We start from the raw sequence: 24,071 nt of genomic DNA, 5'->3' as shown, positions 1-24,071 counted from the left end.
GAATCAGGCGGCTCGTTTGAAGATGATGCTGGCGTTGGTGCCGCCGAAACCGAAGCTGTTCGACAGCGCCACGTCGATCCGGCGCTGCTGCGCGCTATGCGCCACCCGGTCGATCACGCTGTCGCGGCTCGGCGAATCGAGGTTCAAGGTCGGCGGGGCAACGTTGTCGCGCACCGCGAGCGCCGAGAAAATCGCCTCGATGGCGCCGGCGGCGCCGAGCAGATGGCCAGTTGCCGATTTGGTGGACGACATCGCCAGCCCGCGTGCCGCTTCGCCGAAGAACCGCTCGACCGCCTCCAGCTCCAGGTCGTCGCCGAGCGGCGTCGAGGTGCCGTGGGCGTTCACGTACTGGATCTGGTCGGGCGTCACGCCGCCGTTCTTCAGCGCCGCCTTCATGGCGCGGAAGGCGCCGTCATGGCCCTCGGCCGGTGCCGTGATGTGGTAGGCGTCGCCGGACAGGCCGTAGCCGCCGATCTCGGCATAGATCTTGGCGCCGCGCTTCTTCGCGTGTTCGTATTCCTCAAGCACCACGACGCCGGCGCCTTCACCCATGACGAAGCCGTCGCGGTCCTTGTCCCAGGGCCGCGAGGCCTTGGCGGGGGTGTCGTTGTAGCCGGTCGAAAGGGCGCGCGAGGCGCAGAACCCGGCGATGCCCAGCGGGTTCACGGCCGACTCGGCGCCGCCGGCCACCATGACGTCGGCATCACCCAGCATGATCAGCCGGGCGGCGTCGCCGATGGCGTGCACGCCGGTGGCGCAAGCCGTCACCACGCTGTGGTTCGGGCCCTTGAAGCCGTATTTGATCGACACGTGGCCGGAGGCGAGGTTGATCAGCGCCGACGGGATGAAGAACGGCGACAGCCGGCGCGCCTTGCCTTCATGGAGCTGCACGGAGGCTTCGTAGATCGTCTCCAGCCCACCGATGCCGCTGCCGATCATGACACCGGTGGCGCAGCGGTCCTCCTCGGTCTCAGGCACCCAGCCGCTGTCTTCCACCGCCTCGGTCGCTGCGACCATGGCGAACTGGATGAAGCGGTCCATCTTCTTCTGGTCCTTGACCGGGACCCATTCGGAGATATCGAGCTTGCCCTCGGCCTTCGTGCCTTGCGGGATCTGCCCGGCGATCTTCGCCGGCAGATCCTTCACGTCGAAGGATTGGATGGCGTTGATGCCCGACTCGCCATTGATCAGGCGCTTCCAGACATTCTCCGTCCCCAGACCCAGGGGACAGGCGATGCCCGTGCCCGTCACCACCACGCGCCGCATCGCTGCCATCCTTGCCCCGTTCTTCCTGCGACCAGCCGACCTTAAGCGGCCTTCTGCTTCTCGATGTACTCGATCGCGTCCTTGACGGTGCTGATCTTCTCGGCCGCGTCTTCGGGGATCTCGACGCTGAAGGCCTCTTCGAAGGCCATGACCAACTCGACGGTGTCGAGGCTGTCCGCGCCCAGGTCGTCGATGAACGACGCCTCTGCGGTGACCTTGCTCTCTTCGACACCTAGGTGATCGACCACGATCTTCTTCACCCTCTCGGCGATATCGCTCATCGGTACTTGTGCTCCTGCCTGCCGGTACTGGTTCAACGTCTCTCGTCCGGTCTTCCCCAGGGCCCCGTTGTCGGGACCGACGGGGGAAGACCCCAATCGGCGCCACGCAGCCACCTCCGGACGAGGCCGCGCGGCGCTTAGCATGGTTTTACGACGCGCGCCAACGGGGGAGCCGATTCGCGCCATGCAATTGCGCAACTCTACCCCAACACGCCTAAAGCATGGCCATCCCGCCGTTGACGTGCAGGGTGGCGCCGGTGACCCAGCCGGCCTCGTCGCTGGCCAGATAGGCCACCGCGGCCGCGACGTCCTCGGGCTTGCCCATCCGACCCAGCGGAATCGCCTCGGACAGCTTGGCCTTCTGGGCATCGCTCAGCGCGTCGGTCATCGGCGTCTCGATGAAGCCCGGGGCGACCATGTTCACGGTCACGCCGCGGCTGCCCACTTCCTGGGCGAGCGCCTTGGTCATGCCGGTCAGGCCGGCCTTGGCCGCGGCGTAGTTGGCCTGGCCAGGGTTGCCGGTGGCGCCCACGATCGAGCCGATGGCGATGATCCGTCCGGCGCGGCGGCGCAGCATGCCCTTCAGCGCCGCGCGCGACAGCCGGAACGGTGCGGTCAGGTCCACGTCCAGCACCGCCTGCCAGTCCTCGTCCTTCATGCGCAGGGCCAGCATGTCGCGGGTGAACCCGGCATTGTTGACCAGGATGTGCAGCGGCCCTGCCGCCGCCTCGGCCGCCGCCACCAGGGCATCCGGCGCGGCCGGGTCCTTCAGGTCCGCAGGGCAGACATGCGCGCGGCTGCCCAGTTCGGCCGCCAGCGTCTCCAGCGCCTCGCGCCGGGTGCCAGACAGGGCCACGCTCGCCCCGAGACCATGCAGCGTGCGCGCGATCGCCGCCCCGATGCCGCCCGAGGCGCCGGTGACCAGTGCAGCCTTGCCGTCCAGTTGAAACATCGCTGCACTCCTAGAGTGTCTTGAGGATCTGCTCGATCTCGGCCGGCGTTCCGGCCGCGGCCGCGGCGGCATCGGGCAGGATGCGCCGCACCAGGCCGGACAGCACCTTGCCGGAACCCAGTTCCAGGAAGCTGTCTACGCCCAGGGCAGCCATGGCCAGCATCGACTCGCGCCAACGCACCGTCGCGGTGACCTGCTGCACCAGAAGACGGACGATCTCGGCCGGATCGGTTGCCTTGGCGGCCGACACATTGGCCACCAGCGGCACGGCCGGGGCGGCCGGGGGCGACGTCTCCAGCGCTTCCGCCATGGCGTCGGCGGCTGGAGCCATCAGGGCGCAATGGAACGGGGCGGACACCGGCAGCAGCATGGCGCGGCGCACGCCCTTCGCCTTGGCGATGACGATGGCCCGGTCGACGGCTGCCTTGTGGCCGGAGATCACCACCTGACCGCCGCCATTGTCGTTGGCGGGATCCACCACCTGCTTCCTGCCCGTCTCGGGGTCGGCGGCCGCTTCGGCGCAGATCTCCTGCGCCAGCGGCAATTCCGCACCCAACAGGGCGGCCATGGCGCCTTCGCCGGCGGGCACCGCCTTCTGCATGGCCTGGCCGCGCAGGCGCAGCAGTCGCGCGGCCAGGGGAATGGTGAAGCTGCCGGCCGCGGCCAGGGCGGAATACTCGCCCAGCGAATGCCCGGCCACCACCACGGTCTTGTCGGCAAGCTTCACGCCGCCTTCGCGCTCGATCACCCGCAGCACGGCCAGCGAATGGGCCATCAGCGCGGGTTGCGCGTTCTCGGTCAGGGTCAGTTCTTCGGCTGGGCCTTCGAACATCAGCTTCGACAGCTTCTGATCGAGGGTGTCGTCGACCTCCTGGAACACCTCGCGCGCGGCGCCGAAGGCCTCCGCCAGGTCGCGGCCCATGCCGGGCGCCTGGCTGCCCTGGCCGGGGAAGATGAACGCGTGAACCGGCATCTTGTTCGCTCTCCAGGTGACTTGCCGCGGCTACATACGTTTCGCGACTGCGTGGGGTCGTGAGTGGCGCGGGGGGTAGCTTCGCCCACCCACACTGTCAATTGCCGGCGCTCGATTGTCGGCGCCGCGCGCCCCGTGCAATGAATACGACGGCATATCCTGCGCCGGATGCCGGGCCATCCCGGATCGGAGACTCTGCCATGTGCCGTTTCCTCGCCTATCGCGGACAGCCGATCCTGCTGGAGGAGCTGGTCGCCGCGCCCGCCCATTCCCTGATCCACCAGTCCCTGCACGCCGAGGAAGCCAAGATCGGCACCAACGGCGACGGCTTCGGCGTCGGCTGGTACGGTGAGCGGACGGAGCCGGGGCTGTACCGGGAAGTCCGCCCGGCCTGGTCGGATGAGAACCTGCGCTCCATCTGCGCCCAGGTCCGCTCCGGCGTGTTCTTCGCGCATGTGCGGGCGTCCACGGGCACGGCCATCAGCCGCGCCAACTGCCACCCGTTCGCGGTCGGGCGCTTCCTGTTCATGCATAACGGGCAGATCGGCGGCTGGCCGACGGTGCGGCGCGGGGTGGAGGCGATGATCCCCGACAGCCTCTACACGGCGCGCCAGGGCACCACGGATTCCGAGGCGATCCTGTTCGCGGCCATGGCCCGCGGCCTGGAGGACGATCCGGTCGGCGCCATCGCGGGCACGCTGGGCCGTGTGCAGGCGCTGATGAGCGCCGGAGGCGTCACCGCCCCGCTGCGCTTCACGGCCGCCCTGACCGACGGCGAGCGGCTATGGGCGTTCCGCTGGGCGTCGGACGCACGGCCGCCGACGCTGTACTGGCGCGAGGACGAGACGGGGCTGGTGGTGGTCTCCGAGCCGATCGACGGCCATCGCGCCGACTGGCAGGCGGTGCCCGTCGGCGGCTGCCTGACGGCGATCCCGGGCGAAGCGGCGGCGCTCGGCTGCCTGGAGATTGCGGTGGCCCAGGCGGCCTGAACCCCGTGACGGCTGGGCGTTGCGCGCCGCCGTCGGCGTCAGACCCTGCCCGCGGGGACAAAGCTTGCGTCCCGCGCGGTTCCATGTATAAGCCCGCGGCTTCCCTGTCGGGGGATTTCGGCATCTCCCGGCTATGCCCACGCGCCATTGTGGCGCGGGACCCTATCAAGGTCCGGGGCGGAGACAAGCCAGAGGGAGCCCATATGCCGCTATATGAATGCGTGCTGATCGCACGCAACGATGTCACGCAACAGCAGGTCGAGAGCATCGCCGACGCGATCGCGACCCAGATCGACACCGATAACGGGATCGAGCCTGGCAGCGAGAACAGCTCGGTGAAGAAGCGCGAATACTGGGGCCTGCGCAGCCTGGCCTACCGGATCAAGAAGAACCGGAAGGGCCACTACATGCTGCTCGGCCTCGACGCCAAGCCCGCCTCCATCACCGAGATGGAGCGTCAGCTCGGCCTGAACGAGGACGTGCTGCGCTTCATGACCATCCGTGTGGATGCGATCGAGGAAGCGCCCAGCGCCATCCTGTCGCGCAAGTCCGACGACCGCGAACGCAGCTTCCGTGGGCCGAAGCCCGCCGGGCGCTTCGACAGCGGCCGCAAGCGCGGCTTCGACGACCGCGAGGAATTCCGCGCCCGCGACGAAGGCCCCCGTGAAGACTTCCGCGGCGGGAACGAGGAGTAACAACGGATGTCCGACAACCCCCGTAACGCCGCGGCTGCCGCCGACGACGTGAACCCCGCCGCCCGCCGCGCCGCCGTCGGCGCCCGCCGGCCGTTCTACCGCCGCCGCAAGTCCTGCCCGTTCTCCGGCCCGAATGCGCCGAAGATCGACTACAAGGACGTGCGCCTGCTGTCGCGCTTCCTCAGCGAGCGCGGCAAGATCGTGCCGAGCCGCATCACCGCAGTGTCCGCCAAGAAGCAGCGCGAGCTGGCCCAGGCCATCAAGCGTGCGCGTTTCCTGGCGCTGCTGCCCTACATCGTCGCCTGAAGGGAACAATACCATGGCTGCCGTGGAACTGATCCTGCTCCAGCGCGTCGAGAAGCTGGGCCAGATGGGCGATATGGTGCGGGTGAAGCCGGGCTATGCCCGCAACTACCTGCTGCCGCAGCGCAAGGCGATCCGCGCCAACAAGGACAACCTGGCGAAGTTCGAGGCCCAGCGCGCCCAGCTGGAAGCCCAGAACATCAAGCGCCGCGAGGAAGCCGAACGGGTTGCCGAGCGCGTGGGCGGGCTGTCCGTCGTCGTCATCCGCCAGGCCGGCGAATCCGGCAGCCTGTACGGGTCGGTGTCGTCGCGTGATATCGCCGATGCGTGCACCGCTGCCGGGCTGACCATCAACCGCTCGCAGGTGGTGCTGGAACACCCGATCAAGTCGCTGGGCCTGACGGCGGTCCGCGTCGTCCTGCATCCCGAGGTGTCCATCCCCGTTACCGTCAACGTGGCGCGCAGCCCCGAGGAAGCCGAGAAGCAGGCGCGCGGCGAGGCCATCGGCGGCGAGGCGGCCGAAGAGGAGGTGAGCCTCGAAGAGTTGCTTGAGACCGAGGTCCCGACCGAAACGGAAGCCTGACGAGTTCCATCCGAAAGGCCGAAACGGATCGGCCTGCCATGTCTGAGACGCCGGGCATCGCTGCGTAAAAGAGCAGTGATGCCCGGCGTTGTCGTTCTTGAAATCGCTGCGCTAGTGGTCCCATTCTGCCAACATCGTTCCTTCGACGGCAGAGGAGGGAAAGATGCGGGCGATACTGGACCCCATCCTCCGGCGTTTCATTGTGCTCGGGCGCCTTACGGTCCGTTGGCCCGATGGCCAGCTCACCACTTATACCGGGGAGCCGGGACCCGAGGCGCTGATGGCGCTCCGCAGCAGCGCCGCCGTCCGTCGCATTGCGCTGAATCCGGCGTTGGCGGTGGGTGAAGCCTATATGGACGGCGATCTGGTACCGGTGGACTGCACGATTCACGACGTGCTCGACCTGCTGGTCATCAATCTGAACTCCGAAACTTCCAGCCTGCCAGTTTACAAATTCCGTGCGGCACTGAAGCGAATGACCCGGGCACTCGCGCAGTTCAATCCGGCCAGCCGGTCACGGCGCAATGTCGCCCATCATTACGACCTCAACGGCCGGCTCTACAGCCTGTTCCTCGATCGCGACCGGCAATACTCCTGCGCCTATTTCCCCCGCGGCGACGAGACCCTGGAAGAGGCGCAGGTCGCGAAGAAGCGGCATATCGCGAGCAAGCTGCGGCTCGACCGCCCGGATCTCACCGTGCTCGACATCGGTTGCGGCTGGGGCGGGATGGCGTTGACGCTGGCACGTGACTACGGCGCCCGGGTCACCGGCATCACCCTGTCCACCGAACAACTCGACGAGGCCCGGGCGCGCGCGTCGGCCGAAGGGCTGGCCGACCGTGTCACCTTCGAGCTGCTGGACTACCGCTCGTTGCATCGCTGCTTCGACCGCATCGTGTCGGTGGGCATGTTCGAGCATGTCGGCGTCGGTCACTACCGGACGTTCTTCGAAGTGACCAAACGCTGCCTGGCGCCGGACGGCATTGCGCTGCTGCACGCGATCGGCCGCCATACGGGGCCGGACGCAACGAATCCGTGGATTGCAAAATACATCTTCCCGGGCGGCTACTCGCCGGCCCTGAGCGAGGTGCTGCCGGCGATCGAAAAATCCGGCCTGGTGACGACAGACATCGAAATCCTCCGGCTGCATTATGCGGAGACACTTCGGCACTGGCGCCGCCGCTTCGCAGCCAACCGCGACGCCATCATGGGCCTCTACGACGAACGTTTCTGCCGCATGTTCGAATTCTATCTGTCCGGCAGCGAACTCGCATTCCGCCGCGAAGGTCACATGGTCTTCCAGATCCAACTGGCGCGCGACCAGCGCGCGGTGCCGCTGTCGCGCGACTACATGGTCGACACCGAGCGCAAGGCCGCTGCGTCCGCGTGCGCTGCGGCCGGCCTGACACATGGCCAGGGCTCCGCCCCGGGGTCGGAGTCCCGCGGCCGCACGTCAGAATAGCGACATCTGCGCCTGCGCGCGGCCGCTTTTGCTGTCGGCAGGTGGGTTGAAGCGGGAGCAATCGAGCTCGGCACGATTATCCAGCCCCCATTGACGCGCTGCGCGCGCGAAGCGACGCGCGAGCAGGTCTGCATAGACTCCGGTCCCGGAGAAGCGCTGGCCGAATTGCGCATCGTTCAGGGCGCCGGCCCGCGTTTCGCGCACCAGTTCCAGCACGTGCCGGGCGCGGTCGGGAAAGTGCCGATGCAGCCAGTCCTCGAAGATCTGCTTGAGCTCGTGCGGCAGACGCAACAGAACGTAACCGCCCCAGCGTGCGCCGGCGCGCGACGCGGCTTCGAGAATGCGCTCCATTTCCGCGTCGTTCAGCGCGGGGATCATGGGAGCGGCCAGAACGCCGGTGGGGATACCGGCGCGGGTCAGCTGCTCGATCGCCTGCAGGCGACGTGCGGGGGTTGCTGCGCGCGGCTCCATGCGACGGGCCAGGGCCGGGTCGAGCGTGGTCACGGACAGGCACACGCGCACGAGGCTCCGTTCGGCCATCGGCTGCAGGATGTCGAGATCGCGGAGCACGCCGGCGGATTTGGTGACGATTGTTACCGGATGGTTGAACCGGTCGAGCACCTGCAGCACCGCGCGGGTCAGCTTCAGCGTGCGGTCCACGGGCTGGTAGGGATCGGTGTTGGAGCCGAGCGCCAGCGGCCGGGCGATGTAGCCGGGCTTGCGCAGTTCCTTCTCCAGAATCTCCGCCACATCCGGCTTGAACAGCAGCTTGGTCTCGAAATCGAGGCCCGGCGAGTAGCCGAGATAGGCATGCGTCGGCCGGGCGTAGCAGTAGACGCACCCATGTTCGCAGCCGCGATACGGATTGACCGCGCGGTCGAAGCCGATATCGGGACTCTGGTTCCAGCTGATCACACTGCGCGAGGCGTCGCGGATCAGCGTGGTCGGCAAAGGCGGCAGATCGGTGAAATCGGCTGCCAGGGTGTCCCAGCCGTCATCGAAGGGGGCGGCGGCCGTCGACACGAAGCGGTTGGGCGGGTTGACCGTGGCGCCGCGCCCTTTGCGGACGACCGACGTGCCCGGCGGACCATCCGTCGACGCCACGGTCGGGCGCGTGGTGGGGACGGGTGGGATGAACAGCGCGGTCTTGCTGCGCCGCGCGGCGCGGGCCGGTGCCGGCAGCGTGTCGGGAAGTCCCGCGCGCTCCTGGGCCTCCAGTTCCTGCGGGTCGATTTCCCGCACCAATTCGGAGCGGTCGTCATATGCGCTATGATTCTGCCCGTGCATCCCGTGGACGCGCACGCCGCGGTCGCTCGTCGCTGGGTCGCGCATGGCTGTGTTCCCCGTCCGTTCCGGTGCTACAGTGGCGTTGTCCGACGGTCACGTCAAGAACATAAAGAGAACATAATGCGGCTGTCCGTGATCATCCCGACATTGGACGCGGCGGCCCGGTTGCCGGCGACGCTTGCCGCCCTGGACGGCGCGCCGTGCGAGGTGATCGTTGCCGATGCCGGCAGCACCGACGGCACGGCGGAGCTCGCCGGGCGCCTGGGTGCGCGGGTGGTGCAGGCGCCGCGTGGCCGGGGCGTGCAGGTCGCCGCCGGTGTGGCGGCCGCACGCGGCGAATGGCTGCTGTTGCTGCACGCCGATACGCGGCTCGATCCTGCCTGGCCGGCGGCCGTGCAGAGCGTCATGGCGCGACACCCCGACCGCGCCGCCTATTTCCGCTTCGTCCTCGACAGCAGCGACCCCCGCGCCCGCCGATTGGAGCGCGTGGTGGCGTGGCGATGCCGCGTCTGGGCGCTGCCATACGGCGACCAGGGGTTGCTGATCTCGCGGCGGCTGCTGGCCGCGGTGGGCGGTGTCCGGCCGTTGCCGTTGATGGAGGATGTCGATCTCGTGCGGCGCATCGGACGGCCGCGTCTCATCGGGCTGGATGTGCCGGCGGTGACCTCGGCGGAACGATGGCAGCGAGACGGCTGGTATCGAAGATCGGCGCGCAACTTGTGCTGCCTTGCGCTGTATCGTGCGGGGCTGCCGCTGCATCTGGTCGCGAGGCTCTACGCGTGAAGGACACCGTCTTCGTCTTCGCCCGGGCGCCGCATCTGGGCACCGTCAAGCGCCGGCTCGCACGTGACATCGGCGCGCGTGCTGCGTTGCGCTTTTATGTTGCCACGTTGTCACGCACGTTGCGGCTGCTGGCTGCCGACCGGCGTTTCCGTACGGTGGTCGCGGTGACGCCGGATGGCGCGCGCGGACGGTGGCTGCAAGGCCTCCCGGTGGTGCGGCAAGGCCCTGGCGACCTGGACCAGCGCATGCAGCGTGCCTTCCGCCGCCATGCGCGTGGACGTGTCGCGATCGTCGGCAGCGACATTCCGGATCTGCGCGCCGACGACGTGGCGCGCGCCTTTCGTCTGCTTGGCCGCGCGCAGGCCTGTTTCGGTCCCGCCGCCGATGGCGGCTACTGGTTGGTGGCGATGTCGCCGCGCCGCCCCGCCGCGCCGTTCGGCCACGTCAGGTGGTCCAGCGAATGGGCGCTGCGCGATACCTTGGCGAATTTCGAAGGAAGGCGGGTGGCGCTGCTGCGCCAACTGCGAGACGTGGATACACAGGCGGATCTGCGGGCCGTACGAAATGCGGCATGAGCGGCCAGGTGCGTACTCGGCGGTAATGGCTCGGCCTTCCCGGTACGATGGACAGCCCCCCGAAACCCGTCCGCGACAACAACCGGAGACGACGGATGACCGACATGCGCGTGGGACTGCTGCTGTTCCCCGATCTGACGCAACTTGACCTGACTGGCCCCTACGAGGTGTTTCGCAAGACGCCGGGTTTCACCGTGCATCTTCTGGCGAGGACGCTCGATCCCGTGCGCGCGGAGACGGGGTTGCGGCTGTTGCCGGACACCACGCTGGCAGACTGCCCGCAGCTCGATGTCCTCTGTGTGCCTGGCGGTCCAGGGGTGAATCCGCTGATCGAGGATGCGGAGATGCTGGAGTTCCTGCGCGTGCAGGCTGCGGGTGCGCGCTATGTGACCTCGGTGTGCACCGGCGCGCTGGTACTGGGAGCGGCGGGCCTGCTGCGCGGCCTGAAGGCAACCACACATTGGGCGGCGCATGATCTGCTTGCGCAGTTCGGTGCCATACCGACGCAGGGTCGCGTCGTGCGCGACGGCCGCGTGTTCACCGGCGGCGGTGTCACCGCGGGGATCGACTTCGCGCTCACGCTGGTGGCCGAAGTGATGGGCGCCGAGATCGCCCAGGCCGTTCAGCTGCAGATCGAATACGCGCCGGCGCCGCCGTTCAATGCCGGAAATCCTGAGACCGCACCTGCCACCGTTCTGTCGGCCGTGCGCGCACGCGGGGCGCCGATGCGGGCGAAGCGCGAGGAGATCGTTGCGCGCGCAACCCGGAGATAGTTATTGCGCCGCCGTCAGATGCTCCTGCAGCCTGGGCATCAGCTCGACCAGGTTGCAGGGGCGGTGGCGGTTGTCCAGCTGCCAGAGCAGGATGTCGTCCCACGCATCCTTCACCGCCCCGGGACTCCCTGGCAACGCAAACAGATAGGTGCCGCCTGCAACGCCACCGACCGCGCGCGATTGCATGGTCGAGGTTCCGATCTTCTGATAGCTGAGCAACCGGAACAATTCGCCGAAGCCCTCGATTTTCTTCTCCAGCACACGATCGAACGCTTCGGGCGTCACGTCGCGGCCGGTAATGCCGGTGCCGCCGCTGGTGATGACCACGTCGATCTGCGGGTCTGCGATCCACGCCTTCAGAATCTCCGTGACGAGATCTGCATCGTCGCGTTCGATCCGGCGCGCGGCAACGTGGTGCCCGGCGGCCGCGATGCGCCCCGCCAGCGTATCGCCCGACGTGTCGTTGGCGGCGGTGCGCGTGTCGGACACCGTCAGCACGGCGATGTTCACGGCGATGAAGGGACGGCTTTCGTCGATGCGTGCCATGGCCACACTCCTGCGCGTCAATTGGTGCGCGTGGCAGCTTCCTGCTGTGCGCTGATATCATGATAGCGCGGCCAGCCGCCGACGGCGAGTTCGTCGAGGCTGGGCGTGGGCAGATGCATCCGGGCCGCGTAGATCCAGGTATATGTCAGCACCCGCGGGACGAAGGCGCGCGTCTCGTCGATCGGGATCGCCTCGATGAACAGCAGCGGATCGCCGTCGTCGCGAACGGTCGGGCCCCAGCGCGAGAAATTACCGGGCCCGGAATTGTAGCTGGCGAGCAGGCGGATCAGGTTGCCGTTCACCACGTCGTGGGTCGCGAGATAGCTGACATAGCGCTGGCCGAGGTCGAGGTTGACCGCCGGATCGTGCAGCGCGCTGCGAAGTCCCTCGCCGCGGTTCGCCTGCAGGATGAAGAGCGCCGTCTCCGGCATGATCTGCATGAGTCCCCGCGCGCCGGCGGGAGAGACCATGGCCGGGTCGAAATTCGATTCCGTGCGTGCCAGCGCGTAGACCATGGCGGGATCGATGGTGAAGCCGCCGGCCGGGCGCAGCCGCGGTACCGGGAAGCGGGTGCCGTCGCGCGGCCGGCCGTCGGCTGCCTGCACGCGGTCCGCGAGCTGGGCCGCCAGCTCCGTCAGCCGCGCCCGCGAGGCCACCAGCATGATGGCGCGGGCCAGTGCCGGCGTGTCTTGCGCGGCCGGCCACAGGCGCCGGAGCTCGGCCTCGGCCCGCGCCGTCTGGCCGACCTGCAGCAGCGCGAAGGCGCGCAGCCCTTCGGGCGTGGCGGCGACGGCTTCGACATCGGCCTCGGCCAGGGTTTCGCGGTCACCCATGTCGAAGCCAAGGGTCAGGCCTAGGGCGCGGCGGGCCAACAAGCCATAGAAGGTGTTCTTCTGCGTGCTCGCGCGCAGCATCCACGGCACGTATCCCGCCGGGTCGCGGGAGCGAAGACGGGCGCGGGCGGTCCAGAACGCGGCTGCCGATTTCAGCGCCGGCGTGGTCAGCTCAGCCCGCCACGCGGCCTCGAACATCGGCCGGGCCAGCTCGATCCGGCCCATGCGCCAGGCGGCGAGGCCGGCGACATAGGCCGGCAGCGCCACCCCCTGGCAGCCGTCGGGCGCGGTGCGGCCGCAGGCCCGGACACCCGCGGCGGCGGTGTCGAAGGCTTCCTCGTCGCGGTTGAGGGTGAACAGGATCTGCCCTGCCTCGCCGCGCAGCAGGGCCGCGTAGGCGGGCGCAAGATTGCTGGCCTGGGCGATCAGGCGGGCCGCGGCATAGGGACGGGGCGAGCGCGCGGCCTCGCGCACCGCGCGGTCGGTTGTGGCATTGCGCGCGAGCGACAGACCGGCGGGCTCGGTCTCCTCGGGGACCGGGGCGGGGCGCGCGTCGCTGCTGGCCAGAGCCTGTGCCGCCGGCGCGGGCGGTGCTGTGGCGCCGCGCGGCAGGCGGACCAGCAGCAGGGAATGGATAGACGATGCGTCGGGCAGGTCGGCCCAGCCCGCGAGCCAGGCCTGGAGTTCGCCGGCGCCGGGGCGCGTGAAGGGGCCGAGATAGCGGTCGGCCAAAATATGGCCGAGCATTGCCTGGCCCAGTGGCGTGGAGGTGTCGAGCTGGGCCGTTTCCCGCAGCGCCGCGGGGATGTCGCCGCGAGCCTGCTGGCCGAAGATGCGGCGGATGCGCGCCGCCTCGCTGGGCGGCAGCGGATGCGGCAGTGCGACACCGCCGCCGGCCCCGGGCGAGACGCGCGGAATTGCCAGCGCGGAGTCGTCCGAGCCGTTGGGGAGCAAGCCTCCCAGGGGTTGCGCAAACGCCTTTTCGGCCGACAGACCTGCCAGCATCGCCGCGCCGGCAATGAGAGCCCGAGCGGCGGAAAGGCGGGAGAGCGTAGAACCGGTCCCTCGCATGGCGGACGCCCTACACGGGGGCGCAGGCCGGCGCAACTCCCGCAGGCGAGACGAGTCCAGAAAAATGAGATCACCCGATTGGGATTTGCGTCCTCAACCGCCAGCTACACCTCGTCTATTGTGCGCCGCAGCAACAACAGATCCGCCCACGCATCCCGCTTTGCGCCTGGGGTTCGCAGCAGATAGGCAGGGTGCAGCATCGGCAGGGTCGGGACCGGGGAATCGAGGCCGGGTATGGCCACTTCGAGCCATTTGCCCCGCATTCTGCGAATGCCTGTATTGCTTCCAGCGACGGCCCGGGCGGCCAAAGCGCCCAGCAGCACCAGCCGCCGGGGGCGCACCAGCGCGATATGGCGCAGCAGGAAGGGCAGGCAGATCACCACCTCGTTGTCCGTAGGATTGCGATTCCCCGGCGGGCGCCATGGAATCAGGTTGGTGATAAGGAATTCGGTCCTATAAAGCCCGATGCTCCCGAGCATCCGGTCAAGGAACTGGCCAGACGGCCCGACGAACGGTTTGCCGGCCCGGTCTTCCTCCGCGCCCGGGCCCTCGCCCACGAACATCAGGCCTGAATCGGGGTTGCCATCGGAGAAGACGAGGTTGGTGGCGGTGGCCGAGAGGGGGCAGCCGTCGAAGGCGGCGAGTGCCGCCCGCAGCTCCTCGCGCGTTCGGCAGGCGGCGGCGATCTCCCGCGCGCGCAGTGCCGGGGCGGGGGCGCCCAAGGGTGGCGTCTGCACCACCGGCATCACCGGCCGTGGCATCGCCTCGGGCTGCCGCGCAGGAGGGGGCGATGCTTCCGGCGCCGGCCGCGGTGGGGCCGCGGTAACGCGCGCCGACAGGCGGTCCACGGGCGCCTCGCCCAGCGCTTCGTCCACACCCCATTCGATTTGCAGCCGCAAGGCCGCCAGCGCATTCATGGCGATCAATGTTTCCCGCCCTTCGGTTTTGCGCAACAGCGCCACACTCCCTAACCTGCAATGGCCTCCCGGTTGCCGGGCGGCAGCGGGGGAGAGACCATGGCTGAGAGAGTGGCGCGCGAGCATATGGACTTCGATGTGGTCGTGGTGGGAGCCGGCCCGTCCGGCCTGGCCGCCGCCATACGGCTCAAGCAACTCGCCCCGGACGCCGCCGTCTGCGTGGTGGAGAAGGGGGCCGAGGTCGGGGCTCATATCCTGTCCGGCGCGGTCGTCGAGCCGCGCGCGCTGGACGAGTTGCTGCCGGATTGGCGCGAACGCGGGGCGCCGTTGACCACCCAGGCCAGGGACGACCGCTTCCTCTATTTGACGAAAGCCAGCTCGATCCGCCTGCCCACGCCGCCGACCATGAACAACCACGGCAACTACATCGTCTCCCTGGGCGACGTGTGCCGTTGGCTGGGGCAGCAGGCCGAGGCGCTCGGCGTGGAGATCTACCCCGGCTTCGCCGCCACTGAAGCGCTGGAGGAGGGCGGCCGCGTGATCGGCGTGGCCACCGGCGACATGGGGGTGAACCGCGACGGCGAGCCCGGCCCGAACTACGCCCCGGGCATGGAGCTCCGCGCCGCCTACACCATCTTTGCCGAAGGCTGCCGTGGCAGCCTGACCAAAACGCTGTTCGAACGCTTCCGGTTGCGCCAGGGCTGCGATCCCCAGACCTACGGCATCGGCGTGAAGGAGCTGTGGGAGATCCCGAAGGAGAACCACCGGCCCGGCCTGATCGAGCATTCCGTCGGCTGGCCGATGGACAGCGCCACCTATGGCGGGTCGTGGCTGTATCATTGGGGGGATAATCTGATTTCCTACGGGTTCGTGGTGGGGCTGGACTACCGCAACCCCTGGCTCAATCCGTTCGAGGAGATGCAGCGCCTCAAGACCCACCCGGACATGCGCAAGCATTTCGAAGGCGGACGGCGCATCGCCTACGGCGCGCGCGCGCTCAGCGAGGGCGGCTTCCAGTCGGTGCCGAAGCTGACCTTCCCGGGCGGCTGCCTGGTGGGCGACACCGCAGGGTTCCTGAACGTGCCGAAGATCAAGGGCACCCATACCGCCATGAAGTCCGGCATGCTCGCCGCCGAAGCGGTGGCCGAGGCGCTGGCCGCCGACCGCACGCCCGAGCCCGTGGCGTATGCCGAGAAGCTGCGCCAGAGCTGGCTGTGGGACGAGCTGTATCGCGTGCGCAACATCCGTCCCGGCTTCGCGAAGTTCGGCCTGTGGGGCGGGTTGCTCAACGCCGCCATCGACACCTACGTGTTCCGCGGCAGGGCGCCCTGGACGCTGCACCATGCGCATCCGGACAACACCACGCTGATGGAGGCGGATGCGGTCCCGCGCATCGCGTATCCGAAGCCCGACGGCAAGCTGACCTTCGACCGGCTGTCCTCGGTGTTCATCAGCAACACCAACCACGCGGAAGACCAGCCGGGGCATCTGCGCTTGCGCGATCCGGACCTGGCGATCACGGTGAACTGGAACAAGTACCGCAGCCCGGAAACACGCTACTGCCCTGCTGGCGTCTACGAGATCGTGGGGGCGGAAGAAGGCGATCCGCGTTTGCAGATCAACGCGCAGAACTGCGTGCACTGCAAGACCTGCGACATCAAGGACCCGACCCAGAACATCGACTGGGTGCCCCCGGAAGGCGGCGGCGGGCCGGTCTATCCCGGCGGGATGTAGCCGGTCGGCCGGCCCGCGTTGCGGCCCGGCCGGTCCGTGCCCTTTTTTCCGGCGGTCAGGTCCGCGCGCGGCGGCGGCGCACCAGGGCGATGCCGGCGAGCCCCGATGCGATCAGCGCCATCGAGGCCGGCTCCGGCACCGGCGTGACCGTCACCGTGCCGGCGCGGGCGCCGACATTGCCCGTCTTGCCGTTGGGGCCGATGATGTCGCTGGAGAAGAAGATGCCCGCACCATTGGCGATGAAGCTCGATATCTGGATCGCCGTGGAGGCGATGACGCTGAAGGCCAGCGGGCCGGGATTGGGGTTGCTCGCCCCGCTGCCGCAACCGGACGGGACCTGGCAGTCCACGCCATAGCCGTAGCTGCCGCCCATCCCCTTGGGCGACGCCACGCTCGCGAACCCGGGCGTGATGTTGGTGATGGTGACGACGGGGTTGGACAGCAGATTGAACGCCAGCGAGTCGCCGGCGCCGGTCGCAACGAATTTCGCCGTCGGGATCAGGGTGACGAGGACATCGACCTGGAACGGACTCACCTCGGTCAATACGATCGTGCCGAACGGGCCGGTGCCGCATGTGCCGCTGCAGGCGTCCTGCGTGAGCACGAATGTTGCCGTATCGGCCGCCGCCGGCGTGGCATATGCCGCGCCAAATGCGGAAAGGGCCATGACCAGGAACAGGTGTCGAATACGCATCATCTCATCTTCTCCGCGACCGCTGCGCGCGGCCCTGGCGTCGCAATAACGTTTGCTTAACGCGATGCAACTATCGTGCCTCGCAGAGAGCCTGTTGGAATCGCGAGCACTTCCCGGATGTGCGACGGTCCTGTCGGCGCGAATTGTAAAAATTTCCGACATCATGATCGGGATTTGGCACGCCCCTGGCATCGAAAGCATGATCGGCGCCGAGAGAAGCGCCGAACCGATATTGCTCCTAGTGTCCTGCCCCCGAAGTTCGCCGCATCTTGCGGCGGACGCAGGGGTCAGCAGGCCACTGAAAACAAAGGGCTAGTGTCCTGTCCCCGAAATTCGCCACCTATGCGAACTTCGGATTCGGGACACTAGCGCCAGTGCGCGAGGCGTGCAGCCGCTTCGGCCATGTCCGCCTCGGGCCCGCAATAGCTGAAGCGCACGAAATGGTGGCCCCGCATGCGGTCGAAATCCACGCCCGGAGACGCCGCCACGCCGGCTTCGGCCAGCATGCGCGCGCAGAAGTCGTGGGCGTCGTTGCTGCGGTCGGAGACGTCGGCGTACAGGTAGAACGCGCCCTCGGCCGGGCTCAGCCGCGGGAAGCCGGCGCCGGGGAGGGCCGCCAGCAGCAGGTCGCGCGAGCGGCGGTAGCGGGCGACGTTGGCCTGCAGCTCGTCCGTGCAGTCGAACGCGGCCTCGGCGGCGATCTGGGCGATGTGCGGTGGGCTGATGAACAGATTCTGCGCCAGGCACTCGACCGGGCGGATCAGATCGTCCGGCAGCACGAGCCAGCCGATCCGCCAGCCGGTCATGCTGAAATACTTGGAGAAGCTGTTCACGACGATGGCGCTCGGGCTGAGTGCGGCCGCCGTCGCGAGGGGCGAATCGTAGTTCAGCCCGTGATAGATCTCGTCGCTGATCAGCCGCACGCCGTTGCGGTGGCACCATGCGGCAATGTCCGCCAGCTCCTGCGGGTGCAGCATGGTGCCGGCGGGGTTGCAGGGGCTGGCCACGATCAGCCCGTCGGGGCGCGGCGCCAGCCGTTCCAGCATTGCCACGGTCGGCTGGAAGCGCGTGTCCGCGCCAGCCTCGATGATGACCGGTTCGATTCCCAGTGCGGTCAGAATGTTCACATAGGGTGGATAGAACGGGGCGGCCATGGCCACGCGGTCGCCGGGGTCGAAGGCGGCGAGGAAGGCCAGCGGGAAGGCGCCGGATGCGCCCACGGTCACAGCCACGCGGTCCATGGGCAGAGCGAGCCCGTACCACGCGGCGTAATGGCGGGCGATGCGTTCGCGCAGGCTGCGGCGGCCGAACGTCTCCGTGTAGCCCATCGGGGCACCGGCGGCGAGCGCCGCCTGGACGGCGGCCACCGCGCCGGCAGGTGCGCCGGTGCCGGGCTGGCCGACCTCCATGCGGATGACGTGGGGCGCGCCCGGCGGCAATGCGGCCTGTCGTACATTGGCCGCGGTGATCACGTCCATCACGATGAACGGCGGGGCGGCAGCGCCCCGCCCGGTCTTCAGGGCCATGGTTTCCTGACAGCCATCAATTGCTGCCGATGGCGAGACCCGCGCCACGCGGATCGGTCGCCCAGCCGCAGGATCCTTCCTCGGATGGCAGATACTCGTTGCAGGCGATGATGTTGGCCCGGCCGGGATCGGGCACCGCGGCCGGGTCCGGTCGTGCCACGGCGCTGCGGTCGTTCTGCACCTGCACCAGGGGGAGGGCCACCGCCAGCGGCGCGCCGGCCTGGCCCGACCCGCCGACTGCGGCATGGAAGGCGCGAATGTGGCTGTTGTAGAGGATCGCCGCGGACAGCAGCGCCGGCGGAATCCAGTTCGGTGATGCTGCCAGCAACATGCCGGTGTCCGGCGCCATCCGCCCGGTGCCGAACAGGTTGCCCATGGTCAGGGCGCAGACGACGGCGTTGCCGTCCTGGTCCAGCGTGGCGAAGGTGGTGGACGCCGGCAGCGCCGGCAGGCTCGCAGCCGGCAGGTCGTTGGCGGCGAGGATCGCCTGGGGATCGGCGCCGCCCTGGCGCGACCGCGCAGCCACCGCCAGCGCACGCGCATTGGCGCGATCCAGCGCCGCCGGGTCGGACACCAGCACCTGATACGCCGCCGCGGCGGCCAGGCCACCATCGGCGGGCGGCGGCAGGAAGGCCACGGAATCGCCGCCCCGAACCGGCAGGATCAACGGTGGCGCCAGACGCGCCACGGCACCGCGGAAATCCTCCGCCGTCAGCGTGGCGCCGGCGGATCTGGATGCCTCGGCCATCCGCCGCGCCAGCGCGCCCTGGTAGAAATCGCCGACGCCGGCGACGCGGATCTGCGCCAAGGTCGAGCCGAGGTCGGGCTGAACCAGCATGGTGCCTTCGCCGATCGGCTGGCCGGCGCGGAAGAACGCATTGCGTGCACCAGGATCGGCGCTCAGCGGCCCTGCCACCAGCGCGAGGTCGCGGGTGAAGGCGCGGCTTGCCACGACACCCAGGCGCGCCAGGCGCTCGGCCGGCACGATCAGCGACTCGAAGGGCCGGCGGCCATAGCGGGCATGCAACGCGAACAGGCCGCGCGACAGCATCGGCACCGCCGCCGGCCGGTCCGCCCCGGCCGCGCTGGCCGGCGGCACCGGCGTGAACAGCACCGCGTCCGGCACGCCGGAGCCGCCCTTGCCGGCCTTGTAGGCGAGGCAGGCGCCGCCGCCGCCGAGCCCGGCGCGGGAGGGCAGGGTGACGGACAGGGCAAAGCCCAACGCCACCGCCGCATCGGCCGCGTTGCCGCCGGCCGATAGCACCTCACGCGCCGCCAGCACCGCCTGCGGCTCGTCGGCCACCACGCCGCCGAGGAAGCCCTTGATATGGCCGGGCGCTCCCTCGGGGTTCGCGGGCGGGCCGAAGACCGAATTGACGGTCGAACAGCCGGATGTTGCGAGGCCGAGCGCAACCAGGACGGCGACGCCGCGATTGGCTAGTCTATGGCACATGCGTCCGAGGCTGCTGATCCGCATTCTGTCCGTGCTGTTGTCGATGGTTGTGCTGGCGGGGCTGCTGCCTGCCGGGCCGGCGGCGGCGCAGGCGCCGCCCGGAAGCGGCGGGCCGCGTGTGATCCTGATCCGCGACGCCGAGACCGAGACGCTGCTGCGCACGTATGCCAACCCCTTGTTCCGCGCGGCCGGGGTCGATCCCAACCTGGTCCGGATCATCCTGATCCGGGACAACGCCATAAACTCGTTCGTCAGCACCGGCAACCGCATGTTCGTCCATACCGGCCTGATCATGCAGGCTGAGTCGGCGCTGGAGATGGTGGGCGTGCTGGCGCACGAGACCGGCCACATCGCCGGCGGCCACCTGGCCAGGCTGCCGGACGCCATGCGCCAGGCCATGATCGAATCGATCGTCGCCGTGCTGATCGGCGCCGCCGCGGGCGCGGTCACCCGCGACAGCGGTGCCATCGGCGCAGGGCTGGGGGCGCAGCAGATGGCGATGCGCAACTTCCTCTCGTTCACCCGCGGCATCGAGCAGTCGGCCGATCAGGGCGCGATGGCATTCCTGGACCGGAACCAATGGTCCGCCCGCGGGTTGCTCGACCTGTTCAATCGTCTGGAGAGCCAGGAGGCGCTGAACTCCACGCAGCAGGACCCGTATCTGCTCACCCATCCGCTGACACGCGAGCGGATGGCGTTCGTGCAGGAGCACGTGGCGCGCAGCCCGTACAGCAACAACCAATTGCCGCCTGGCTTCGAGCAGGGGTTCCAGATGGTCCGGGCCAAGCTGCACGGCTTCCTTGATCCCAGCTCGGTCACGCTGCGCACCGTGGCGGCGACGGACAAGTCCGCGCCGGCCCGGTACGCCCGGGCCATCGCGCTGCACCGCCTGGCCCGCACCAATGAGGCATTGGCCCTGATCGATGGCCTGCTGGCCGAGCAGGCCGGCAGCCCCTGGCTCCATGAACTGAAGGGGCAGATGCTGTTCGAGGGTGGCCGGGTGCGAGAGGCCCTGGGCCCGTATCGGGAGGCGGCACGGCTGGCGCCGGACCAGCCGCAAATCCGGGCGGCGCTGGCGCATGCGATGATCGAGTCCGGCGACCCGCTGCTGCTGCGCCCGGCGGTGCAGCAGTTGCAGTCCGCCCTGGACCGCGACCGCGAGGACAGCGATGCCTGGCGTTCCCTGGGCATCGCCTGGGGGCGGGTGGGCGATCTGGGCCAGGCCAACCTGGCGCTGGCCGAGGAGGCGATGCTGCTCGGCGACATCCGCACTGCGCGCGCATTGGCGACGAAGGCCGAGAAGTTGTTGCCGGCCGGCCCCGCCAGGCTGCGCGCAACGGATATCAGCAACGCCGTGAAGAAAGAGAACCGTGAAGGCTTCTGACGTATCCCGCTTATAATCTCCGTCATTCCGGCCTATCCCGTTACCACACTATCAAGAGGCACCCCGCACGATGATCCGTATCCTGGCCATGCTGCTGCTGGCCGCATTCGTGGCGACCGCCCCGGTCCGCCCTGGCCATGCTGCACCGGCCCAGAGCACGGCGACACAGGGCGCCGCGGCGGGCAGCTTCACCGCCCAGCAGCGCCAGGAGATCGTCGACATTCTGCGTGCCGCCCTGAAGGCCGACCCCTCGATCCTGCGCGACGCCATCGAGACGCTGCAGGCCGATGAGGGGAGCCGGCAGGAGGCCGCGGCCCAGGCCGCCATCTCCAGCATGGCGGACGCGCTGACGCGCACGCCCGGCGATCCGGTGGCGGGCAACCCCGCAGGCGACGTGACGGTGGTGGAGTTCTTCGACGTCCGCTGCCCCTATTGCCGGCGCATGCAGCCGGTGATGGCCGAGTTGCTGCGCAAGGACCGCAACATCCGCGTCGTCTACAAGGACATCCCCATCCTCGGACCGGCCAGCGTCATGGGCGCGAAAGCGCTGTTGGCGGCGCAGCGCCAGGGCGGCTACCTGAAGCTGTTCGAGGTGTTGATGTCCGGGCCGCCCAACGTCGACCAGGACAGCCTACGGGCGGCGGCGATCCGCGTCGGGCTCGACTGGGACCGGCTGCAGCGCGACATGGCCGACCCCGCCATCCAGGCGCGCATCGATGCCAACCTGCAACTTGCCCACGCCCTGCAGATCCAGGGTACGCCGGCCTATGTCATCGGGGGGCGGTTGCTGCCCGGCGCGGTCGAGCTGGCCGAACTGCAGGACGCCGTGGCCTTGGCCCGCAAGCGCTGAAACCGACGTCGTGCAGCAAGACACGGCCGCGGGCGGCGCCCGCCCGGCACTGAGCGGGCGCGAGGCGGCGGTGTATTTCCTGATTGCCGCAGTGCTTGATGTCGCCACCGGTCTTCGCAGTGCGCCGGGTGTGCTGCAGGGCGACCTGCTGAACCCTGACACCTATATGCGCCTTGTCCGGTTGCGCGACATCGTACGGCTCGGCGAGCCATTGCATGTCGTGCTGCGCGACGGTTCGGGCGGCGGCACGGTGCTGCATTGGTCACATTTCCTCGACAGTATGCTGCTATTGCTGGCCGCGCCGCTGCGACTGTTGCTCGGCCCCGATACGGCGCTGCACGGTGCGGCACTCGCGATCGGGCCAATCGGCGTCGGGCTGCTGGGGGTCGGCGCGGCCTGGGCGATGGCGCCGCTGGCCGATCGAGGCTGGCGTTGGACCGCACCTGTACTGGCGGCAATGGCTCCGCCCATCGTGGCTTATGGGTTGCCGGGGGTGGCACATCACCACGTGCCACTGGGCCTGGCCGCCGTGATGCTGGCTGGTTATGCCGGACGCTTGGCCGTGGGCGATCTCGCCGCAGGCTGGGGTCTTGGCGCCTGGGCGAGCGCAGGGATCTGGCTCAGTCCGGAATCCATGCCTCTGATACTCATGGCCTTCGGTGGGACTGGCCTGGCCTGGATGCTGTCTCCGCGTGGCATGGGAATCGGCAGCGGAATCGCGGCAGCGGGAAGTGTATTCGTGGCGCTGACCGCATGCACATTTGCGGTCGATCCACCTTTGCCTGGCTATGGCGCGGTCGAGATCACCCGGTTGTCGGTCGTCTTTGTCGTGCTCGCGGCTGTCGCCTGCGCCGTCGGCTGGTGGCTGTGGAGTCTCGATCGGGCGCCGCTGGCGCCGCTGCCACGGGCGCTGCTGGGAAGTGCTGTCGGCGTCGGGTTAGTGTTGCTGTGGATCGCGCTGTTTCCCGTGATCCTTCGTGGCACTGGCGGCCTGAACGACGCCACCGAGATCAACGCGATGTTCGCGCAGATACAGGAGATGCGGCCAGTAGCGTCGATTTCACAGGGGATCGTGTTTCTGCTGGATGGCGTGTTTGCGGCCCTGTTGCTGGTGTGGTTGGCCGTCAGCCGGCGTTCATGGCTGTGGGCCTACGCCGCCCTCTGCGTGGGCCTGGCGCTGGTGCTCGGCCTGCTTCATGTACGCTTTACCACTTATGGCGCGGTGGCGGGCGCCGCCTGCCTGCCGGTGGCGCTGACGGAGTGCTCGCGCCGGCTGGCCCATCGGGCGCCCGGCTTGCAGATGCTCGTGCGCGTCGGGTTGCTGGCGGTGGTCATGCTGTCCACCCGCGCCGATGCCATGCCCGCATTATTCGGCGCCGCGACGCCGGCGGAGCGGCGCAGCTCTGTCGCGTCGGCAGAGTGCCCGATGCGTGACGTGACAGCGCTGCTCGCGCCCTACGCTGGGGAGGTCGTGCTGTCGGACGTGAACGATGTGCCGGAGTTGTTGTATCGCACTGAGGTGCACACGGTCGGGTCGCTGTATCTCAATGTGGGCGGCTTCATGCGCCTGCGCGCGGCTTGGCGCACTGGGCCGTCCGAGTCCGCGCCGGATGCCGTGCTCGCCACTCGCGCCACTTTGGTGCTGGCATGTCCCCACGCTGCCCGCTCGATGCTGGTCGCCGACCTGCCGCCCGACACGCTGCTGGATCGGCTCGGCCGTCACGAGGTGCCGTCCTGGCTGCAGCCAGTGGCCAGCGACTCTGGTTCGGGCTACACGCTCTATCGCATCATCCAATCCACGCGGCCGTGAACGCGGCGGCTGCCGGCACGGGGCAGGCTGTCGTCGTAAGTTCGATACAGAAACAACAGCATCTCTTAAAGTCCATAGATATTCACTCGTTACATTGCCCCGTCTTCACCAATCCGTGCCCGGTGGGTTCTTGACTCGATCGACCGCCAAGCCTAGCTTCCCTGACCAAGTAAAGCGCGCGCATGGTCGCGCGAGAGACTCGTCGCGCACCCTGGAAGACGAGCGATCGATCTCCTGACGGAAGCTTGCCCGAATGCTTGAGCCTGTTCCGAGGCTGAGGCGCTGGAGGCTGTCATGGCGAAGCTGTGCGATATCTGCGGCATTCGACCTG

General features: G+C 68.8%; 23 protein-coding genes. 12 read left to right on the top strand and 11 right to left on the bottom strand.

Translation table 11 applies throughout. From position 1 onward, the window contains the following. Positions 1–3: 3 nt before the first annotated feature. The 4 genes from fabF to fabD form a co-directional block, all read right to left on the bottom strand. On the bottom strand, positions 4–1,275 hold the full coding sequence (fabF, locus tag OL599_RS00965) for a beta-ketoacyl-ACP synthase II (RefSeq protein ID WP_408886897.1): 1,272 nt from the start codon (positions 1,273–1,275) through the stop codon (positions 4–6). A gap of 32 nt (positions 1,276–1,307) precedes the next feature. Next, positions 1,308–1,547: an acyl carrier protein gene (locus OL599_RS00960; RefSeq protein ID WP_264711715.1), complete on the bottom strand. Its 240-nt coding sequence runs from the start codon at positions 1,545–1,547 to the stop codon at positions 1,308–1,310. Between the two features lie 214 nt (positions 1,548–1,761). Beyond that, positions 1,762–2,499 (bottom strand): 3-oxoacyl-[acyl-carrier-protein] reductase, encoded by a 738-nt coding sequence (gene fabG, locus OL599_RS00955; RefSeq protein ID WP_264711714.1) that lies wholly within the window; start codon positions 2,497–2,499, stop codon positions 1,762–1,764. A 10-nt stretch (positions 2,500–2,509) separates the two neighbouring features. Beyond that, positions 2,510–3,472 (bottom strand): ACP S-malonyltransferase, encoded by a 963-nt coding sequence (gene fabD, locus OL599_RS00950; RefSeq protein ID WP_264711713.1) that lies wholly within the window; start codon positions 3,470–3,472, stop codon positions 2,510–2,512. Positions 3,473–3,672: 200 nt separating this feature from the next. On the opposite strand from fabD, the gene OL599_RS00945 reads away from it, so the two are divergent. From OL599_RS00945 to OL599_RS00925, 5 genes are all read left to right on the top strand, one after another. Beyond that, on the top strand, positions 3,673–4,461 hold the full coding sequence (locus OL599_RS00945; RefSeq protein WP_264711712.1) for a class II glutamine amidotransferase: 789 nt from the start codon (positions 3,673–3,675) through the stop codon (positions 4,459–4,461). A 203-nt stretch (positions 4,462–4,664) separates the two neighbouring features. Beyond that, complete coding sequence (rpsF, locus tag OL599_RS00940; protein WP_264711711.1) at positions 4,665–5,156, top strand: 30S ribosomal protein S6; 492 nt, start codon at positions 4,665–4,667, stop codon at positions 5,154–5,156. Between the two features lie 6 nt (positions 5,157–5,162). Beyond that, positions 5,163–5,462, top strand: a complete 300-nt coding sequence (gene rpsR / locus OL599_RS00935) for a 30S ribosomal protein S18 (protein WP_264711710.1) — start codon at positions 5,163–5,165, stop codon at positions 5,460–5,462. Positions 5,463–5,475: 13 nt separating this feature from the next. Continuing rightward, positions 5,476–6,042 (top strand): 50S ribosomal protein L9, encoded by a 567-nt coding sequence (rplI, locus tag OL599_RS00930; protein ID WP_264711709.1) that lies wholly within the window; start codon positions 5,476–5,478, stop codon positions 6,040–6,042. Between the two features lie 163 nt (positions 6,043–6,205). Further along, positions 6,206–7,504: an SAM-dependent methyltransferase gene (locus OL599_RS00925; protein WP_264711708.1), complete on the top strand. Its 1,299-nt coding sequence runs from the start codon at positions 6,206–6,208 to the stop codon at positions 7,502–7,504. Here OL599_RS00925 and OL599_RS00920 read toward each other — a convergent pair. Next, positions 7,496–8,836 (bottom strand): PA0069 family radical SAM protein, encoded by a 1,341-nt coding sequence (locus tag OL599_RS00920; RefSeq protein WP_264711707.1) that lies wholly within the window; start codon positions 8,834–8,836, stop codon positions 7,496–7,498. The genes OL599_RS00925 and OL599_RS00920 overlap by 9 nt on opposite strands. 75 nt (positions 8,837–8,911) lie before the next feature. Between OL599_RS00920 and OL599_RS00915 the strand changes: the two genes are divergently transcribed. The 3 genes from OL599_RS00915 to OL599_RS00905 all read left to right on the top strand — a co-directional run bounded on the left by OL599_RS00915 (position 8,912) and on the right by OL599_RS00905 (position 10,922). Then, the gene (locus tag OL599_RS00915) at positions 8,912–9,574 is read left to right on the top strand and encodes a TIGR04283 family arsenosugar biosynthesis glycosyltransferase (RefSeq protein WP_264711706.1); all 663 of its coding nucleotides are present in this window, start codon (positions 8,912–8,914) and stop codon (positions 9,572–9,574) included. After that, positions 9,571–10,149 carry a TIGR04282 family arsenosugar biosynthesis glycosyltransferase gene (locus OL599_RS00910; protein WP_264711705.1) on the top strand — a complete coding sequence of 193 codons (579 nt, stop codon included), beginning with the start codon at positions 9,571–9,573 and terminating at the stop codon, positions 10,147–10,149. Before OL599_RS00915 ends, OL599_RS00910 begins: the two co-directional genes overlap by 4 nt. Before the next feature lie 95 nt (positions 10,150–10,244). Beyond that, positions 10,245–10,922, top strand: a complete 678-nt coding sequence (locus tag OL599_RS00905) for a DJ-1/PfpI family protein (RefSeq protein ID WP_264711704.1) — start codon at positions 10,245–10,247, stop codon at positions 10,920–10,922. On the opposite strand, the gene moaB is transcribed toward OL599_RS00905, so the two are convergent. The 3 genes from moaB to OL599_RS00890 all read right to left on the bottom strand — a co-directional run bounded on the left by moaB (position 10,923) and on the right by OL599_RS00890 (position 14,334). Further along, complete coding sequence (moaB, locus tag OL599_RS00900) at positions 10,923–11,468, bottom strand: molybdenum cofactor biosynthesis protein B (protein WP_264711703.1); 546 nt, start codon at positions 11,466–11,468, stop codon at positions 10,923–10,925. Between the two features lie 17 nt (positions 11,469–11,485). After that, positions 11,486–13,255: a lytic transglycosylase domain-containing protein gene (locus tag OL599_RS00895; RefSeq protein ID WP_264711702.1), complete on the bottom strand. Its 1,770-nt coding sequence runs from the start codon at positions 13,253–13,255 to the stop codon at positions 11,486–11,488. A 221-nt stretch (positions 13,256–13,476) separates the two neighbouring features. After that, positions 13,477–14,334 (bottom strand): uracil-DNA glycosylase, encoded by an 858-nt coding sequence (locus OL599_RS00890; RefSeq protein WP_347403171.1) that lies wholly within the window; start codon positions 14,332–14,334, stop codon positions 13,477–13,479. 54 nt (positions 14,335–14,388) lie between these two features. Here OL599_RS00890 and OL599_RS00885 point away from each other — a divergent pair, with 54 nt between their 5' ends. Continuing rightward, on the top strand, positions 14,389–16,023 hold the full coding sequence (locus OL599_RS00885) for an electron transfer flavoprotein-ubiquinone oxidoreductase (RefSeq protein WP_264711701.1): 1,635 nt from the start codon (positions 14,389–14,391) through the stop codon (positions 16,021–16,023). 55 nt (positions 16,024–16,078) lie between these two features. Here the strand turns inward: OL599_RS00885 and OL599_RS00880 are convergent, their stop codons facing one another. From OL599_RS00880 to OL599_RS00870, 3 genes are all read right to left on the bottom strand, one after another. Beyond that, positions 16,079–16,720 (bottom strand): PEP-CTERM sorting domain-containing protein, encoded by a 642-nt coding sequence (locus OL599_RS00880; RefSeq protein ID WP_264711700.1) that lies wholly within the window; start codon positions 16,718–16,720, stop codon positions 16,079–16,081. A gap of 362 nt (positions 16,721–17,082) precedes the next feature. Then, positions 17,083–18,243: a pyridoxal phosphate-dependent aminotransferase gene (locus tag OL599_RS00875; RefSeq protein WP_264711699.1), complete on the bottom strand. Its 1,161-nt coding sequence runs from the start codon at positions 18,241–18,243 to the stop codon at positions 17,083–17,085. Between the two features lie 16 nt (positions 18,244–18,259). Then, entirely contained in the window at positions 18,260–19,696 is a 1,437-nt protein-coding gene (locus tag OL599_RS00870) for a gamma-glutamyltransferase (RefSeq protein WP_264711698.1), read from the bottom strand. Here OL599_RS00870 and OL599_RS00865 point away from each other — a divergent pair. From OL599_RS00865 to OL599_RS00855, 3 genes are all read left to right on the top strand, one after another. Beyond that, a complete protein-coding gene (locus tag OL599_RS00865) occupies positions 19,695–21,080 on the top strand; it encodes a M48 family metalloprotease (protein ID WP_264711697.1) in 1,386 nt (461 codons plus the stop codon). The two genes, OL599_RS00870 and OL599_RS00865, sit on opposite strands and share 2 nt — an antisense overlap. Positions 21,081–21,150: 70 nt before the next feature. Further along, entirely contained in the window at positions 21,151–21,930 is a 780-nt protein-coding gene (locus OL599_RS00860) for a DsbA family protein (protein ID WP_264711696.1), read from the top strand. 10 nt (positions 21,931–21,940) lie between these two features. After that, a complete protein-coding gene (locus OL599_RS00855; protein WP_264711695.1) occupies positions 21,941–23,740 on the top strand; it encodes a hypothetical protein in 1,800 nt (599 codons plus the stop codon). Positions 23,741–24,071 lie beyond the last annotated feature (331 nt).

It is taken from the genome of Limobrevibacterium gyesilva, assembly GCF_025989185.1.
Taxonomy (GTDB): domain Bacteria; phylum Pseudomonadota; class Alphaproteobacteria; order Acetobacterales; family Acetobacteraceae; genus Limobrevibacterium; species Limobrevibacterium gyesilva.
The sequence above is the reverse complement of the archived record's forward strand: the minus strand, read 5'-3'. Positions and strand labels throughout refer to the sequence as shown.